Consider the following 17,083-nt stretch of genomic DNA (forward strand, 5'->3'; position numbering starts at 1 on the left):
CTCAGATGACGAAGATCGACGAACCGGTGGTCTTGCGCGACTCGAGGTCGCGGTGGGCCTGCACGGCATCTTCCAGCGCGTAGTGCTGGTTGATCTCGATGCGGATGTCGCCATTGCCGACGTGGGTGAACAGTTCATCCAGCAGCGCGGCCTTCTCCGCCGGGTCGGCGATGTAGTCGGCCAGCGCCGGGCGGGTGAGGAAGATCGAGCCCTTCATCGCCAGCAGGACCGGGTCGAACGGCGGGATCGGCCCGGACGCGGTGCCGACGCAGACCATCAGGCCACGGCGCTTGAGCGAGTCCAGGGAGGACATGAAGGTGTCCTTGCCGACGCTGTCGAACACCACATCGACGCCGCGGCCATCGGTCAGCTCGCGGACGCGGGTGGCGACGTCTTCGCGGCTGTAGTCGATGACATCCGAGCAGCCGTGGGCCAGTGCGACCTGGGCCTTGGCTTCGCTGGACACGGTGCCGATCACCCGCAGGCCGAGCAGACGCGCCCACTGCGAGACGATCAGGCCCACGCCACCGGCGGCGGCGTGCAGCAGGATGCTGTCACCGCGCTTGAAGTCGTGGATGCGGCGCATCAGGTAGGCCGAGGTCAGGCCGCGCATGGTCATGGCGGCAGCGGTCTCGAAGGCGATGCTTTCGGGCAGGCGGATCAGGGGTGCGGCGGGCACCAGGCGCTCGGTGCTGTAAGCGCCCAGGGTATTGATGAAGCCGGTATAGGTGACACGGTCACCCGGCACGACGTTGTTCACGCCCTCGCCCACCGCCACCACCACCCCGGCAGCCTCCACGCCCATGCCGCTGGGCAGGGGCACCGCGTAGGTGCCATTACGGAAGTAGGTGTCCGCGTAGTTCAGCCCTACGGCAACGTGGCGCAGGCGAACCTGCCCCGGGCCGGGATCGCCGACCTCCACGTCCTCGTAACGCAGAACTTCGGGACCCCCGGTTTCATAGAAACGAACGGCTTTGGCCATGCCGGATTCTCCAGTCTGTCTTGTTTTTTTAAAGGGCGGATGCCCATGGATCGGACTCTAGGGAGGGGGCCGGACAGACGCTTCACATCGAACGACAGGGGCTTTTCATTTCGTGACAGAGGGGTGGAGCCGTTCGTCAGGCGCGCGCAGTCACTGGCGCCAAGGCGCGTTCACTGGTGGGTGGGACAGCCAATGGGAGGATGCAGACATGCGTAGATTCATCGCCGTGCTGCTGGCGGGCGTACTGGCCTTCGCCCTGGGCGGCTCGTCCTGCAGCGGCCAGGGGCAGCCCAGCGAGCACAACGTGGCCCCGCCGCCGAAGCCGCAGATGTCCGACGAGATCAATATCGGCTACCAGGGGATTGCCCCGCAGCAGGTTCAGGCTATTCCCCGGCGTTGATCGCACAGGAAGAGCGCAGCGCTGCTCTCGTAGGAGCGAGCTTCTCCGCGATTCGCCGGCAAGGTCGGCGCTGGACGGAGTCGCGAGCGAGGATTACCCGGCCACAGCGGGGTTGAGCTGGGCGTGAGCAAGCTCGCTCCTACGAAGAGCCATGCCACGCCCTACGGGTGCCGCAGATGGGCACCGAGGATCAGGCGCGCCGCCACCATCGCCAGCAGCCCGAGCACCACGAAGAAAATGACGGTCACGATGCCCTCCTGACGCACCATGAAATCCGTCAGCGCGGCGAGGCCGATGGCCAGCACGAACATCACCAGGCCGAACCACTGCATCAGCTGCACGCGGCGGTACCAGGGGAACTGCTTGAGGGACTGAAGCTTCTCCATATCGTCGTTCATGACAGCGCTCCTCCAGGGAACCTTCCCTCACGTTAACAGCCGCCACGGCGGCGGATCACCGGGCCGACGAATGCGCAAGCCAACGGCCCAGGAGCGCCGAACGTGACGCCGTTCCGCCGTTCTCCCCAGCCCCTCTGCGTTAGCCTTGCGGGCGCGCAAGTCTGCGCCCTCCGAAATCCCTGTCTATCCTTCGTCTGGCGGTACGAGCGCCAAATTAGATGCACAAGAAACTCTTACTCCCTGCACTGCTCGTGCTGCTGCTTTCACCTCGTTGTCGCGGAACATGGAGGGCCGTAATGCGCAATAGGCTGTTGCTCGTCGTCTTGCTGGTGGCTTTGCTGGGGGGCGGGCTGTGGTGGTACCTGCAGTCTCGAGAACACGAAGAAAGGGGACTGGTGCTCTACGGCAACGTCGATATCCGCCAGGTTTCGCTGGCCTTCATCGGCAGCGAGCGCATCGCCAAAATGAACGTCGATGAAGGCGACCTGGTGAGGGCCGGCGATGTGCTGGCCAGCCTCGACACCCGCGCCCTGCGCCTGCAGATCGACAAGGCCCGGGCGCAGATCGCCGCGCAGGAGCAGAACCTGCTGCGCCTGAAGAACGGCTCGCGCCCCGAGGACATCGACCGCGCGAAGGCCCAGGACCAGGCCGCCCGCGCCCAGCTCGACCTCGCCAACACCCAGTTGCGCCGCCTGCAGAACATCCGCGCCAACAGTCCTGGCGGCCGCGCCGTGAGCCAGCAGGACATCGACAGCGCCACCTCGCAGCAGAAAGTCGCCCAGGCCCAGCTGGAAGACCGCCAGAAATCCCTGCGCCTGGCGCAGATCGGCCCGCGCGCGGAAGACATCGCCCAGGCCGAAGCCCAGCTCGCCGCCGCCCGCGCCGACCTCGCCCTGCTCCAGCACAACCTCGACGAAGCCGACCTCAAGGCGCCGCAGAACGCCACCGTGCGCTCGCGCCTGCTGGAGCCCGGCGACATGGCCTCGCCGCAGCGCCCGGTGTACTCCCTGGCGCTGACCGACCCGAAATGGATTCGCGCCTACGTCAGCGAAATCAACCTGGGACGGATCAAGCCGGGCATGAAAGCCCAGGTATTCACCGACAGCCACCCGGACCAGGCCATCGACGGCCACATCGGCTTCATCTCCTCGGTGGCCGAGTTCACCCCGAAATCGGTGCAGACCGAGGAGCTGCGCACCAGCCTCGTCTACGAGGTGCGCGTGCTGGTGGCCGACCCGGACAACCGCCTGCGCCTGGGCATGCCGGCCACGGTGCGCTTCGCCGACGAGCCGCGCTGATGGCGCCTGTTCAGAAAAGCCTCAACGAAGGTCCGGTAATCCGCGCCGAGGGTCTGGCCAAGCACTTCCTGGTGAAAGAGTCGGGCAAGACGGTACAGGCACTCAAGAACATCAGCCTGGACATCCCGCGCGGCCAGCTCACCGCGCTGGTCGGTCCGGACGGCGCCGGCAAGACCACCTTCCTGCGCCTGGTCGCCGGGCTCCTGCAGGCCGACGCCGGCCGCCTGACGGCGCTGGACCTGGACGTCCACGCCCACCCGCAGCAGGTGCAGGACCGCATCAGCTACATGCCGCAGCGCTTCGGCCTCTATGAAGACCTGAGCGTGCAGGAGAACCTCGACCTCTATGCCGACCTGCACGGGGTTCCGCACCCACAGCGTGTTGAGCGCTACAAGCGCCTGCTGGAGATGACCGACCTGGCGCGCTTCACCGATCGTCCGGCGGGCAAGCTCTCCGGCGGCATGAAGCAGAAGCTCGGCCTGGCCTGCACGCTGGTGCGTTCGCCGGACCTACTGCTGCTCGATGAGCCCACGGTGGGCGTCGACCCGCTGTCGCGCCGCGAACTCTGGGAGATCATCCAGCAGTTGATCGAGCAGGAGCAGCTCAGCGTGCTGGTCTCCACCTCCTACATGGACGAAGCCGAGCGCTGCGCCGAAGTTTTCCTGCTGCACCAGGGCCAGCTGATGGCCAAGGGCGACCCGGCATCGATCCGCCAGCACGCCGACAACCTCTGCTTCATCGCCACGCCGCCACAGGGCGAGCCGGCGCGTACGCTTCAGGCACGGCTGCTGGAAGACCACCACAACATCGTCGACGCCGTGCCGCAATCGGGTGAAGTGCGCTTCATCCGCCAACCGGACGCGGACCAGGGGGTGCTGGACAAGCTGCTAGACGGCGCGCCGGTCCGCCCGGTGGAGGCAAGGCTGGAAGATGGCTTCATGTTCCTGCTGCGCGCCCGCAGCGACGCCGAAGCGGTGGACATGGAATCGCTGAAAGCCGGCACTCAACGCCACGAAGACGGCGACGAGGCGGTGATCGAAGTGAAGGACCTGGTGCGCAAGTTCGGCGACTTCACCGCCGTGGCCAGCACCAGCTTCAGCGTGCGCCGGGGAGAGATCTTCGGCCTGCTCGGCCCCAACGGCGCCGGCAAGACCACCACCTTCCGCATGCTCTGCGGGCTGCTGCCCGCCACCAGCGGCACCCTCCAGGTAGCCGGGGTCAACCTGCGCCATGCGCGGGCCCAGGCGCGACGCAAGGTCGGCTACGTGTCGCAGAAGTTCTCCCTCTACGGCAACCTCTCGGTGGCCGAGAACCTGCGCTTCTTCGGCGGCGCCTACGGCCTGGGCGGCAAGCGCCTGAGCCAGCGGATGGACGCGGTATCGCGGCAGTTCGACCTCGCCGGCCAGGAAGACGCCCCCAGCGGCCAGTTACCCGGCGGCTTCAAGCAACGCCTGGCGATGGCGGTCGGCCTGCTCCACGAGCCGGAAATCCTCTTTCTCGACGAACCCACCAGCGGCGCCGATCCGCTGGCCCGCCGTGGCTTCTGGCAGCGCATCACGGCGCTGGCCGCCTCCGGCACCACCATCATCATCACCACCCACTTCATGGAAGAAGCCGAGTACTGCGACCGCATCGTCATCCAGGACGCCGGCAAGCTGCTGGCCATGGGCACCCCGCAGGAAGTGCGCGAGCAGGCCGGCGGCCAGGGCAGCACGCTCAACATGGAACAGGCCTTTATTGAAATCGTGGAAAGCAACCGCGAACAGGCCAGGGCGGGCGCGGCATGAGCGGCGGCTTCTGGCGGCGCCTCGCTTCGCTGACCCGCAAGGAAGTGCGGCAGCTGGTGCGCGACCGCAGCAACCTGCTGATCGGCATCGGCCTGCCCATCGCACTGATCCTGATCTTCGGCTACGGCCTGTCGCTAGACGTGAAGCGCGCGGTCATCGCCATCGTCCTCGACGATCCCTCGCCGATTGCCCGCGACGTGGCCGCCAGCATCAGCCGCACGGATTATCTGGTGCCGCACCCGGTACGCTCCCTCGCCGAGGGCGAGGCGCTGATGAAGGCCCGCGAGGTGGACGCGCTGGTGCAGCTCCCCTCCGACTTCACCCGCCGCCTGAATGAAGGCAACGCGCAGATCCAGGTGCTGGTGCAGGGCTCGGACGCCACCCGCGCCGCCAGCGTCGCCACTTATGTCGGCAGCGCCCTGGCCGGCTGGGGCGAGAAGCAGGCCGACCGCAGCGCCGGTGCCCAGAGTCAGGGCGGCGCCGTCACCATCGTCCAGCGCATGTGGTTCAACGCCGCCAACACCAGCACCTGGTATCTGGTGCCGGGGCTGATCGTGCTGATCATGACCCTGGTCGGCGCCTTTCTCACCGCCCTGGTGATGGCCCGCGAATGGGAGCGCGGCACCCTGGAGGCGCTGTTCGTCACCCCGGTGCGGCCGGTGGAAATCCTCCTGGCGAAGATCATCCCCTGCTTCGGCATCGGCATGATCGGCCTCGCCCTCTGCCTGCTCGCCGCGCGCCTGCTGTTCGACGTGCCGCTGTATGGCTCCTTCGTCGTGCTGGTGGTGGCCTCCATGCTCTACATGCTGGTGGCCCTGGGCATCGGCCTGCTGATCTCGGCGATGACCAAGAACCAGTTCCTCGCCAGCCAGATCGCCCTGCTCGCTAGCTTCCTGCCGGCGATGATGCTCTCGGGCTTCATCTTCGACCTGCGCAACGTGCCCACCGCCATCCGCGTGGTCGGCGACCTGCTGCCGGCGACCTACTTCATGGAACTGGTGAAATCCCTGTTCCTGGCCGGCAACTTCTGGCCGATGATCCTCAAGGACTGCGCGATTCTCGCCGCCTACGCCGTGGTCCTGCTGGGCCTGGCGCGGTTGGCGACGCGCAAGCGACTGGACTAGAACGTGATGGAATTCTTCTGGCGCATTCTCAACCTCTGGCGCAAGGAACTGCTGGTGATCCTCAAGGACCCGGCCAACCGCATCGTGCTGGTGGTGCCGGTGCTGATGCAGAGCGTGCTGTTCGGCTACGCCGTGACCTTCGACCTCAACGACGCCCCCTATGCCCTGCTCGACCTCAGCCACGGCGAGGCCTCCCGCGAGCTGGTCTCGCGATTGGACGGCAGCGGCATCTTCCACCGGGTGGCGACCCTCACGCGGGTCGAGGAAATCCAGACGGTGATCGACGAGCAGAAAGCGCTGCTGGTGGTCCACATCCCGTCCGACTTCCAGACCCGCCTGGCGCAGAACGATCCGGCGCCGATCCAGGTCATCCTCGACGGGCGCAACTCCAACACCGCCGGCTCCGCGGCAGCGGGCGTGGCCAACATCGTCATCGATTTCAACCGCAGCCGGGGCCTGGCGGCACCGCCTTTGAGCGTGGTCAGCCGCGCCTGGTACAACCCCAACCTGGAAACCCGCTGGCCGCTGATCCCGGCGCTGATCGCCACCCTGAGCATGATGCAGACGCTGATGCTCACCGCCCTCTCGGTGGCCCGCGAGCGCGAACAGGGCACTTTCGATCAGCTCCTGGTAACGCCCTACACGCCGCTGGAAATCATGCTCGGCAAGGCCATCCCGCCAACCCTGATCGGCCTGGCGCAGGCCAGCCTGGTGCTGCTGATGGCGCTGTTCTGGTTCCGCATCCCCATGGCCGGTTCGCTGCTCGACCTCTACGGCGGGCTGGCGGTATTCACCGTCGCCTGCGTCGGTCTGGGCATGTCGATTTCCGCCATCTCGCTGAACATGCAGCAGGCGATGCTCTACACCTTCGTGCTGATCATGCCGCTGACGCTGCTCTCCGGCCTCGCCACGCCGGTGCGCAACATGCCGGAATTCCTGCAGGTGGTCACCTACGCCAACCCGCTGCGCTTCGGCATCGACCTGATCCAGCGCATCTACCTGGAAGGTGCCAGCCTCGCCAGCGTGTCGCTCAACCTGGTCCCCATGCTGGTGGTGGCCGCCGTTACCCTGCCGCTCGCCTCGTGGCTGTTCCGCCACCGGCTGACGTGAGAGAAACCCTATGAAGCATTCCCTCACTCCCCTCGCCTGCTGCCTGATCCTGCTCGGCGGCTGCGCCGTCGGCCCCGACTATGAAGCGCCGCAGACCAAGAGCCCGGCCAGCTGGCAGGCGGCCCATTCCGGCGAGGCAGCGCTGCAGCCCGGCGCCGGCACCACCCGGCTCGCCGAGGACTGGTGGACGCTGTTCAACGACCCGGTGCTGAACAACCTGCAGCGCCGCGCGGACAAGGCCAGCCCGGACCTCAACACCGCCGTGCTGCGCTTCGCCCAGAGCCGCATGCAGCGGCAGATGGTGGCGTCCCAGCGCGGCGTGGACGTCAACGCCTCGGCGGCGGTCAACCGCCAGCGCATGAGCGAGAACGGCGCCAACGCGCTGATGATCCAGCGCATCGCCCCGGGCGCGAACAGCGAGCAGATCAGCAAGGTCCTCGCCGAACCCTTCACCCTCTACCAGGCCGGCTTCGACGCCTCCTGGGAACCGGACCTGTGGGGCCGCATCCGCCGCTCCATCGAGTCCGCCGACGCCGGCGTGGCGGCGCAGGCGGCGATGCTCGACGAAGTGCGCCTGGGCGTCGCGGCGGAACTGTCCCGCGCCTACTTCGAGCTGCGCGGTGTGCAACAGCAGATCGCCGTGACCCGCCAGGACCTGGCCGCCACCGAGGAGTCGCTGCAACTGATCCAGGCCCGCGCCGATGGCGGGCTGGTGGACGATTTCGACGTCGAACGCCAGCGCGGCCAGCTCGCCGACCTGCGCTCGCGCCTGCCGCAGCTGCTGGCCAGCGAAAGCGCGGCGATCAACCAGATCGGCGTGCTGATCGGCGCCGAGCCCGGCAGCCTGCGCGACGAACTCAAACCCGTTGCCGCAGCCGAACCGCAAACACCGGACCTCAGCCTCGGTCTGCCCTCGGAACTCGCCCGCCGGCGCCCGGACATCCGCGCCGCCGAAGCCCAGCTGCATGCCGCCACGGCCAATATCGGCGTGGCGGTGGCCGATCTCTACCCGGCCATCCGCCTGGGCGCGCGTTTCGGCTTCGAATCCACCGAGGGCGGCCACCTCGGCGACTGGGGCAGCCGTACCTGGAGCGTGGGCCCGAGCCTCAGCGTGCCGATCTTCGACAATGGCCGGCGACGCTCCAGCATCAACCTGCGCAAACTGGAGCAGCAGGAAGCCGCCGTGGCCTACCAGCAGACCGTGCTCAAGGCCTGGCAGGAAGTCGACGACAGCCTCAGCCAGTACGGCGCAGAACGCCAGCGCAACCGCCAGTTGCAGGACAAGCAGCGCAGCGCCGACATCGCCTACGGCATGGCCAAGGCGCGTTACGCCGGCGGGATGACCGACTTCCTGGTGGAACTGGACGCCCAGCGCGCCTACCTGCAATCGCGCCGCGACCTGGTGGACAGCGATACCCAGTTGCGCCTGAGCCTGATCGCCCTGTGCAAGGCGCTCGGTGGAGGGACGCCTGCGCCAGAGGCTGCTGGAGCCTCCGCCAGCCGCTAGTGCTGTACGGCGGCCGTCTGCTGGCTGTCGCGCAGGTCCTTGGCTACCCGCCGCTGCATGGCGTAGGCCGGCGTTTCCACGGCTTCGTAATCCTCGCTGTAGCGGCTGGCGAAGCCCTGCACGCCCCACTCCTGGAACTGCTTGACGTGCCACAGCTCGTGGGCCCAGAGGGCAACGTCGTTCTGCGCGTCTTCCTCGCGGCGGAAGACGATCACGTCCACCAGGGTGACGGCCTCGGTGTCGGGGTTCTGCATCATGGTCTGGGCGGCGTTCAGCTCGTCCAGCGCGCCGGTGGAATAGCGCGCCGCCATCAGCACTTCATCCGGGAAATAGGCTTGAAGCTGCGCGCGGATTTCCAGCGGGATCGGCTGGGTGCCGCCCTGCTCCGCCTGGTCGCGGGACTGCTGCAGCCACACGCCCAGCGCCTGCCCCGCCATCTTGCGGGTATCGGCGATCACCGGACCGAGCACAGCGCCCAGGTCCGGCAGGCAGACGCAGGTGTCCAGGCAGACCTGGCGCTGCCCCGTGGGGCAGCTGACGGCGGGCGTTTCGGCGGACATGACCAACCCGGCGAGCAGCGCCAGCGCGCGCAGGATGCGGGTTGGATGGGGGGATGGCATGGGGGTGCTCCGCTACAGCGAGGAGAAAGACTTGGCCGTTGGACCACGGCGCGGCGCGATCATGCCATGACGCCAGCAAAAAAAGAGTGCTGGCGCGACGGACGAAACTTCTGCTAGCTTCTGGCTCCATGAATGCCGCCAACCGCACCTTCCAGCAGATTATTACCACCATCGCTCCGATGGTGGGTTAGCGCATTCCGCGAACAACCAAACCCGCCTCCCGGCGGGTTTTTTAATGCCCGCCGTCCGAGGCTCCCAGACAAGGAGAGACCGATGGACCCGGCAAGCCACCCACAACAGCACCCTCTGCACGCGCTCATCCAGGCCGCCGACGAAGCCATCGGCCGCGAGGATTTCGACGCGCTGCTGGCGTTCTACACCGACGATGCCGTGCTGGTGGTCAAGCCCGGCCTGCTGGCGCGCGGCAAGGAGCAGATCCGCCGTGCCTTCGTCGCTATCGCCGAGCACTTCGGGCACAAGCTGCGGGTACGCCAGGGCAGCCTGGAAATCCTCGAAACCGGCGACACCGCCCTGGTGGTCGCGCAGACCCTGCTCAACACCAGCCACGGCAAGCTGAGCCGCCGCGCCACCTACGTGTTCCGCCGCGAGGCCGACGGCGCCTGGCGCTGCGCCGTGGACAACTCCTATGGCACCGACCTGCTGGAGGCCTCGACATGAGTACCGGCACACTGCACTTGTTGTGCGGCAAGGCCGCGTCGGGCAAATCCTGCCTCGCCCGCGAACTGGCCGAGGCGCCGGGCACCGTGATGCTGGCCGAGGAACAATGGCTGGCCGAGCTGTTCCCCTGGGGCATCAGCAATCCGGACGACTACCAGCTCTACGCCCGCCGGGTGCGCAAGGTCATGGGCCCGCACGTGGTCGGCCTGCTGCGCGCCGGCACCAGCGTGGTGCTGGATATCCCCGCCAACACCCTGGCCGACCGCCGCTGGCTGATCGACCTGGCGCAGCAGGCCGGCGCCGCGCACTGCCTGCATTTCCTCGACGTCGACCCGGCCACCTGCCGCAGCCGACTGCTGGCGCGCCATGCCCTGGCGCCCCTGGCCGCGCCGCTGGACCCGGCCGGCTACGAAGCGCTCAACCGCTACTTCGTCGCCCCGCGTCCGGAGGAAAAGCTGCAGGTGCAGCGCCATGGCGCGTAGAATCGCCGCCCCGATTGGCCCCAATCGCCTGAACTCAGAAAGACCAGAAAGATGAACACCGAAGCCATCGCCACCCTTCGCGAGCAACTGCTCAGCGCCCTGAACCCCGCCCCCGCGGAAACCCGCCGCCTGTTCCATGGCCGCGGCCGCCGCTGGCCGGGGTTGGAGCAGGTCACCGCCGACTGGCTGGAAGGCGTGCTGCTGGTGTCGCTGTTCCGCGAGCCGGCCGAAGACGAGCTGAGCGCGCTGCGGGCGATGCTGGTGGAACTGGCGCAAGGCGATATCTGGCGCACCACCGGCGCCCGCAGCCTGATGCTGCAGCACCGCTACACCCTGGAAAGCACCATGGAAGTGCTCCACGGCGAGGCCTTCGACGGCTGGCAGATCAGCGAACACGGACTGCGCTACCAGTTGGACCTGGGGCGCAAGCAGAACAACGGCCTGTTCCTCGACATGCGCTACGGCCGCCAGTGGGTGCAGGCCCACTCCGCCGGGCTGCGCGTGCTCAACCTGTTCGCCTACACCTGCGGCTTCTCCGTGGCGGCGATGGCCGGCGGCGCGCAGAAGGTGGTCAACCTCGACATGGCCCGCGCCGCGCTCAGCCGTGGCCGCGACAACCACCGCCTGAACGGCCACGACCTGTCGAAGGTAAGCTTCCTCGACCACGACCTGTTCAAGTCCTGGGGTAAGGTGAAGAAATCCGGCCCGTACGACCTGATCATCATCGACCCGCCGAGCTTCCAGAAAGGCAGCTTCGTCCTCGACAAGGACTACGCCCGCGTCCTGCGCCGCCTGCCGGAGCTGCTGGACGGCGCCGGTACCGTGCTGGCCTGCGTGAACGACCCGGCCGTGGGCGTGGACTTCCTCCTCCAGGGTATGGCCGCCGAGGCGCCGCAGCTGCGCTTCGTCGAGCGCCTGGAAAACCCGCCGGAGTTTGCCGATATCGAGGAAGACAGCGGGCTCAAGGCGCTGGTGTTCCGGCTGGATTGATCCGCCTGACGCCAAAACGGCGGATAACCGTGAACGGTTATTCGCCCTACGAATGGGCGCACCAGTTCGAGGCCCCGTAGGGCGCATAACGCCTACGGCGTTATCCGCCGCCCCATCGCCGGCACTATGCCCCTGTAGGAGCGAGCTTGCTCGCGAACCCCGCTTCACGCCGGGCCATTCGGTGCAATGCGGTTCGCGAGCAAGCTCGCTCCTACGAAGAGCAGCCCGCTGCTATGTAGGCAATCTCCCGATGAAAGGCCGCACTAACCCTTGCGGCCAGGCCCCCATCACGCCATCCTTGCCACTGTATGTAAAACCAGTGCCTGCCGATGTCCGCGCCGCTCGACCCCAGCCTTTACTACCTGACCAACTTCCACCGCGCCCTCGACTGGATCGACGAACGCTACGCCGACCTGCTCGACGCCGAGGAAGCCCGGTTCATCGCCGATTTCCGCGCGCTGCCGCTGCCGTCGCGGGCGCTGCTGGTGCGGCTGGTGATGCGCAAGGGCCCGCACTTTCGCGCCGGCAAGCTGAGCTACGCGGAGATCGGTGACATCCCCAGTGCCGCCGCGCCGCTGCTGGAGCTGGGCTGGCTGGACGACGCCTGCCCGCTGACATTGGAAGAGCTGCTGCCGCTGCTGCTCAAGGACGAACTGCTCGCGCGCTTTCGCGATGACCTGCCACGCGGCGCGCTGAAGAAGGCCGAGTTGTACGAGCACCTGCACGCCTACCACGAACAGGTGCAGCCCTTCGCCGGCTGGTACCCGAACCTCGACCCGCTCTACACCCTGATGGCGACACCGCTGTGCGACCGCCTGCGCCTGCTGTTCTTCGGCAACCTGCAGCAGGACTGGTCCGAATTCGTCCTCGCCGACCTCGGCATCTTCCGTTACGAAAACGTCCCCTTCACTGCCGATTCCCGAGCCTTCCGCAGTCGCGACGACCTGCAGGCCTACATCCACCTGTGGAACGGTGCGGTGCGCTTCGAAAGCGGTGAGCCCATCGCTGACCTGCTGGCCGAACTGGGCGACTTCCATAGCGACAACCCTTATTTACAGACCCGCCACGGTCGCCTGCTGTACCGCATGGCCTACCAGCTGGAGCGCGAAGGCGAGCTGGACGCCGCGCTGGCGCTGTACCAGCGCACCGCCGCCGGAGGTTCGCGGCAGCGGCAGATCCGCGTGCTGGAACGCCTGCAACGCTTCGAGGAAGCCCACGCTCTGGTGCAAGCCGCGCTGGCAGCGCCGGAAAGCGACGGCGAGCTGCAGTTGGTGGAGCGCGCGCTGACCCGGCTGGTCCGCCAGCTCGGCCTGCCGAAAGAGAAAACCGCCAAGGCCGTGCCGCCGCTGCGCATCGATCTGGAACTGCCGCGCCCGGACGTCAACGTCGAATTCGCCGTGCAGGCCGTGCTTCACCAGGACGAAGCGCCGGTGCACTACGTTGAAAACGCGCTGGTCTGCAGCCTGTTCGGCCTGCTCTGCTGGGAGGTGATCTTCGCGCCGCTGCCCGGCGCCTTCTTCCACCCCTTCCAGGCCGGGCCCAGCGACCTCTACCGCAGCGACTTCGTCAGTCGCCGTGCCGAAGCCTTTGCCGCACGCCTGGCGTTGCTGGACAGCGACGCGTACCGGACGGCGATCCGCGAAACCTGGGCCGCCAAGTCCGGCATCCTCTCGCCCTTCGTGCATTGGGAACTGCTCGATGAGAACCTGCTGGAACAGGCCCTGCACTGCCTGCCGGCGGCGCACCTGAAGCTGTGGTTCGAGCGCCTGCTGGCCGACCCGAAGGCCAACCGCGCCGGCATGCCCGACCTGATCCAGTTCTGGCCCGGAGAGGCGCGCTACCGAATGATCGAGGTGAAAGGCCCCGGCGACCGCCTGCAGGACAACCAGAAGCGCTGGCTGGCCTTCTGCGCCGAGCACGGCATGCCGGTGGAGGTCTGCTATGTGCGCTGGCAGGGCGAGGCGGACGAAGCCGAATGAGCTACGCCATCGCCGTGCGCGCGCTGTGCGAATTCACCGCCAAGGAAGGTGACCTCGACCTGCGCTTCACCCCCGCCCCCACCGCCCAGGAAGGCATGGCCGGGCACGCCACGGTGGTCTCCCGCCGCGGCCTTGGCTACATCGCCGAATTGCCTTTGCGCGGCGAATATCCGGGCCTGGTGGTCAGCGGCCGCGCCGACGGCTACGACCCGAACGAAAACCTGCTGGAAGAGATCAAGACCCACCGCGGCGACGTCGCGCGCATCCCGCAGAACCATCGGCTGCTGCACTGGGCGCAGGTGAAGGTGTATGGCTGGCTGCTGTGCCAGACGCTGGAGATCGACGCCATCGATCTCGCCGTCGTCTACTTCAACGTCATCACCCAGAAGGAAACCGAGTTCCGCGAGCGCTTCGCCGCTGACGAACTGCGCGCCTTCTTCGAGCTGCAATGCCAGCGCTTCGTGCAGTGGGCCGAGCAGGAGAGCGCCCACCGCGTCGAACGCGACCAGGGACTGGAAGCGCTGCGCTTCCCCTATGCCGACTTCCGCCAGGGCCAGCGCATGCTTGCCGAGTCGGTGTACCGCGCCGCCCGCGACGGCCAGACGCTGATGGCGCAGGCCACCACCGGCATCGGCAAGACCCTCGGTACGCTGTTCCCGCAGCTCAAGGCCTTCCCCGGCCAGCAACTGGACCGATTGTTCTTCCTCACCGCCAAGACCCCCGGCCGGCGCCTGGCCCTGGACGCCCTGGCGACCCTGCGCCAGCAGGAGGCCGCCCAGCCGCTGCGGGTGCTGGAGCACGTCGCCCGCGACAAGGCCTGCGAACACCCGGACAAAGCCTGCCACGGCGAATCCTGCCCGCTGGCCAAGGGCTTCTACGACCGCCTGCCCGCCGCCCGCGAGGCCGCGCTCAAACAGTGCTGGCTGAACCAGGAAACGGTGCGCCAGGTGGCGCTGGAGCACCAGGTCTGCCCCTACTACCTGAGCCAGGAGCTGTGCCGCTGGTCCGACGTGGTGGTGGGCGACTACAACTACTACTTCGACATGACCGCCCTGCTCTACGGCCTTACCGTGCTCAACGACTGGAAGGTCACCCTGCTGGTGGACGAGGCGCACAACCTCATCGAGCGCGGCCGTGGCATGTACAGCGCCGAGCTGGACCAGGGCGAGTTCAACGCCCTGCGCAAGGTCGCCCCGGCCAAGCTGAAGAGCGCGCTGGAGCGCGTCGGCCGGCACTGGAACCAGCTGCACCAGGACCAGGACGCGGAGTACCAGATCTACCCGACCATTCCCGACCTGTTCATCGCCGCGCTGCAGAAGGCCGTCAGCGCCATCACCGACCACCTCACCGACCAGCCCACCGGCAACGAGGCCGAGCTGCTGCGCTTCTACCTCGACGCCATGCTGTTCTGCCGTCTGGCCGAGTCCTACGGGCCGCACTCGCTGTTCGACATCACCCGCCACGACGTCAGCGCGCGGCGCGTGCTCTCGACCCTATGCCTGCGCAACGTGGTGCCGGCGCCCTTCCTCGCCGAGCGCTTCAAGGCGGCGCACAGCACCACACTGTTCTCCGCCACCCTGACCCCGGCGCACTACTACGCCGACCTGCTCGGCCTGCCCGAAGACACCGGCTGGCGTGAGGTGGAGTCGCCCTTCCACGCCGAGCAGCTGGAAGTCCACGCGCTGAGCAACCTGTCCACCCGCTACCAGCACCGCGAGGCCAGCCTCACGCCGATCAGCACCCTGATGGCCCGGCAGTTCCGCGCGCGCCCCGGCAACTACCTGGCCTTCTTCAGCAGCTACGCCTACCTGCAGCAGGCGCTGGAGCGCTTCACCGCCGAGCACCCGGATATTCCCTGTTGGGTGCAGTCGCGCAGCATGAACGAACTGGAGCGCCAGGCCTTTCTCGACCGCTTCACCACCCAATCACGCGGCATCGGCTTCGCCGTGCTCGGCGGCGCCTTCGGCGAGGGCATCGACCTGCCGGGCGACCGGCTGATCGGCGCCTTCATCGCCACGCTGGGCCTGCCGCAGGTGAACGAGGTCAACGAGGAGATCAAGCAGCGCATGCAGGGGATGTTCGGCGACGGCTACGACTACACCTACCTGTTCCCCGGCTTGCAGAAGGTCGTCCAGGCGGCCGGCCGGGTGATCCGCACGACGACGGATTCGGGGGTGATCTACCTGCTGGATGACCGCTTCAACCAGCCGGCGGTGCGGAAGTTGCTGCCGGGGTGGTGGAAGCCGGAGCGGTTGAAGTTCATCGCCGACCCGCCGCGGTTCAAGGCGCCGCAGGGGTATCTGCTGCTGTAGCCCTTTGCACGGTCTGATCGGGGCATGCCCGTGATAGCGCCCATGGGGAGCTGCTACGGCGCCGGCATTTCCGGCTAGGTAGGAGCGGACTTTGTCCGCGATGCTTTTGCTTCGGGTTGGGTGTGTATGCGCCGCTTCGGCGTGTGCTGGGACTTTTTGTTTCGCCCCCTCGGGCGAGCCCCTTTTGTCAAACGTCGGATAGCCGCCCTCACAAAAGGAACCAAAAGGTCTTGCCCCTCCATCCGGTTTTTCGCATGGGGGCGAAAAATACCCTCGTCGAATCGCAGTTTCAGGGGCCCGCCGCGAAGGGCCATCCCTGGCCCATCGCGGCTCTCGCGGCATCCATGCCGCTCAACCCCTGAAACTCCAATTCAACGAGGCCTCCTGAAAGGGGCATTCGGCGCGTACGGATGTTTCCCTGGAAGTCCCAAGGGCAAGAGCAAAGATCAAGAGCGAGGGCATGGCGGTTGCTCCCGTAGGAGCGGGCCATGCCCGCGACATCCATCGCGGCGTATTTCGATCCCACCCGGAAATACCGAGGCCCCCGCCAAATTGTAGGAGCGAGCTTGCTCGCGAACCTCGCCTGAAACGCCGCCTGCCGGCTGATCGCGGGCATGGCCCGCTCCTACAGTGAGCCCCAACGTCCGTCAGACCAACCACCATTGACGGCCCCATCCCACCGGATAAACTGTATATCCATACAGTCATATTCGAGCCACCCCATGCCCCGCCATCCCATCCCCCAACTCGCCCGTCGGACGCATGACCGTCTCCGCTCGCCGACCAGGAGCGCGTGATGGGCAGCGTAGTCGCGCTCGACACCCTGTTTAACCAGCGCCAGGTCTGGAAGGGTCAGCCCCAGGGTCTGCCGCCCAGCCTGCAACCCACTGGCCATGCCGCGCTGGACGCCGCCCTGCCCAGCGGCGGCTGGCCGGAAGCGGCGCTCAGCGAAATCCTCCTGGCTACCGAAGGCACCGGCGAGCTGCAACTGGTCTGGCCGACCCTCGCGCGGCTCAGCGCGGCGGGCGAACGCATCGTGCTGGTCGCACCGCCCCACATCCCCTACCCGGCCGCCTGGCAGGCCGCCGGCGTCATACTGGACCAGCTCACCATCGTCCAGGCCAGCGGCCGCGATGCGCTCTGGGCCGCCGAGCAGTGCCTGCGCTCGGGCAGTTGCGGCGCCGTGCTGTGCTGGCCACAGCAGGCCGACGACCGCGCCCTGCGCCGCCTGCAGGTGGCCGCCGAAACCGGGCAGACCCTGGCCATCGCCTACCGCTCGCAGCGCGAAGCGCTCAACCCGTCGCCCGCCGCACTGCGCCTGGCGCTGGACGCCAACCCGGCGCAGCTGCGCGTGCTCAAGTGCCGTGGAGGCCTGGCGCCGACGCGGTCCATCCCGCTGCCCTGGCATTGAGGCCG

General features: G+C 67.5%; 15 protein-coding genes. 12 read left to right on the forward strand and 3 right to left on the reverse strand.

The annotated features are described in order from the left end of the window. Position 1: 1 nt before the first annotated feature. Entirely contained in the window at positions 2 to 982 is a 981-nt protein-coding gene (locus ACQ5BL_RS25905) for a quinone oxidoreductase family protein (protein ID WP_243808270.1), read from the reverse strand. A 208-nt stretch (positions 983 to 1,190) separates the two neighbouring features. Here ACQ5BL_RS25905 and ACQ5BL_RS25910 point away from each other — a divergent pair, with 208 nt between their 5' ends. Beyond that, positions 1,191 to 1,382, forward strand: coding sequence for a hypothetical protein (locus ACQ5BL_RS25910; protein WP_243808271.1), 192 nt, complete (start codon positions 1,191 to 1,193; stop codon positions 1,380 to 1,382). A gap of 161 nt (positions 1,383 to 1,543) precedes the next feature. Here ACQ5BL_RS25910 and ACQ5BL_RS25915 read toward each other — a convergent pair whose 3' ends face one another. Further along, positions 1,544 to 1,780, reverse strand: coding sequence for a hypothetical protein (locus ACQ5BL_RS25915; protein WP_243808272.1), 237 nt, complete (start codon positions 1,778 to 1,780; stop codon positions 1,544 to 1,546). Between the two features lie 296 nt (positions 1,781 to 2,076). Here ACQ5BL_RS25915 and ACQ5BL_RS25920 point away from each other — a divergent pair, with 296 nt between their 5' ends. The 5 genes from ACQ5BL_RS25920 to ACQ5BL_RS25940 are packed head-to-tail and all read left to right on the forward strand — an operon-like array spanning position 2,077 to position 8,606. Further along, complete coding sequence (locus ACQ5BL_RS25920; RefSeq protein WP_243808273.1) at positions 2,077 to 3,078, forward strand: HlyD family efflux transporter periplasmic adaptor subunit; 1,002 nt, start codon at positions 2,077 to 2,079, stop codon at positions 3,076 to 3,078. Continuing rightward, positions 3,078 to 4,865 carry an ATP-binding cassette domain-containing protein gene (locus ACQ5BL_RS25925; RefSeq protein ID WP_243808274.1) on the forward strand — a complete coding sequence of 596 codons (1,788 nt, stop codon included), beginning with the start codon at positions 3,078 to 3,080 and terminating at the stop codon, positions 4,863 to 4,865. Before ACQ5BL_RS25920 ends, ACQ5BL_RS25925 begins: the two co-directional genes overlap by 1 nt. Next, a complete protein-coding gene (locus tag ACQ5BL_RS25930; RefSeq protein WP_243808275.1) occupies positions 4,862 to 5,989 on the forward strand; it encodes an ABC transporter permease in 1,128 nt (375 codons plus the stop codon). The genes ACQ5BL_RS25925 and ACQ5BL_RS25930 overlap by 4 nt, the downstream gene beginning before the upstream one ends. A 6-nt stretch (positions 5,990 to 5,995) precedes the next feature. After that, positions 5,996 to 7,099: an ABC transporter permease gene (locus ACQ5BL_RS25935; RefSeq protein WP_243808276.1), complete on the forward strand. Its 1,104-nt coding sequence runs from the start codon at positions 5,996 to 5,998 to the stop codon at positions 7,097 to 7,099. Positions 7,100 to 7,109: 10 nt separating this feature from the next. Beyond that, positions 7,110 to 8,606, forward strand: a complete 1,497-nt coding sequence (locus tag ACQ5BL_RS25940; protein WP_243808277.1) for an efflux transporter outer membrane subunit — start codon at positions 7,110 to 7,112, stop codon at positions 8,604 to 8,606. Here ACQ5BL_RS25940 and ACQ5BL_RS25945 read toward each other — a convergent pair. Further along, a complete protein-coding gene (locus ACQ5BL_RS25945) occupies positions 8,603 to 9,226 on the reverse strand; it encodes a DUF4157 domain-containing protein (protein ID WP_243808278.1) in 624 nt (207 codons plus the stop codon). The genes ACQ5BL_RS25940 and ACQ5BL_RS25945 overlap by 4 nt on opposite strands. A 273-nt stretch (positions 9,227 to 9,499) precedes the next feature. Here ACQ5BL_RS25945 and ACQ5BL_RS25950 point away from each other — a divergent pair, with 273 nt between their 5' ends. From ACQ5BL_RS25950 to imuA, 6 genes are all read left to right on the forward strand, one after another. Further along, a complete protein-coding gene (locus ACQ5BL_RS25950; RefSeq protein ID WP_243808279.1) occupies positions 9,500 to 9,904 on the forward strand; it encodes a YybH family protein in 405 nt (134 codons plus the stop codon). After that, the gene (locus ACQ5BL_RS25955; RefSeq protein ID WP_243808280.1) at positions 9,901 to 10,386 is read left to right on the forward strand and encodes an AAA family ATPase; all 486 of its coding nucleotides are present in this window, start codon (positions 9,901 to 9,903) and stop codon (positions 10,384 to 10,386) included. Before ACQ5BL_RS25950 ends, ACQ5BL_RS25955 begins: the two co-directional genes overlap by 4 nt. 51 nt (positions 10,387 to 10,437) lie before the next feature. Further along, positions 10,438 to 11,376 (forward strand): class I SAM-dependent methyltransferase, encoded by a 939-nt coding sequence (locus tag ACQ5BL_RS25960; protein ID WP_243808281.1) that lies wholly within the window; start codon positions 10,438 to 10,440, stop codon positions 11,374 to 11,376. Positions 11,377 to 11,705: 329 nt separating this feature from the next. Then, the gene (locus ACQ5BL_RS25965; protein WP_243808282.1) at positions 11,706 to 13,355 is read left to right on the forward strand and encodes a VRR-NUC domain-containing protein; all 1,650 of its coding nucleotides are present in this window, start codon (positions 11,706 to 11,708) and stop codon (positions 13,353 to 13,355) included. Continuing rightward, on the forward strand, positions 13,352 to 15,667 hold the full coding sequence (locus ACQ5BL_RS25970; protein WP_243808283.1) for an ATP-dependent DNA helicase: 2,316 nt from the start codon (positions 13,352 to 13,354) through the stop codon (positions 15,665 to 15,667). Before ACQ5BL_RS25965 ends, ACQ5BL_RS25970 begins: the two co-directional genes overlap by 4 nt. 796 nt (positions 15,668 to 16,463) lie before the next feature. Then, a complete protein-coding gene (gene imuA, locus ACQ5BL_RS25975) occupies positions 16,464 to 17,078 on the forward strand; it encodes a translesion DNA synthesis-associated protein ImuA (protein ID WP_243808284.1) in 615 nt (204 codons plus the stop codon). Positions 17,079 to 17,083 lie beyond the last annotated feature (5 nt).

This window comes from Pseudomonas sp. B1-22 (assembly GCF_050474425.1).
Lineage (GTDB): Bacteria > Pseudomonadota > Gammaproteobacteria > Pseudomonadales > Pseudomonadaceae > Pseudomonas.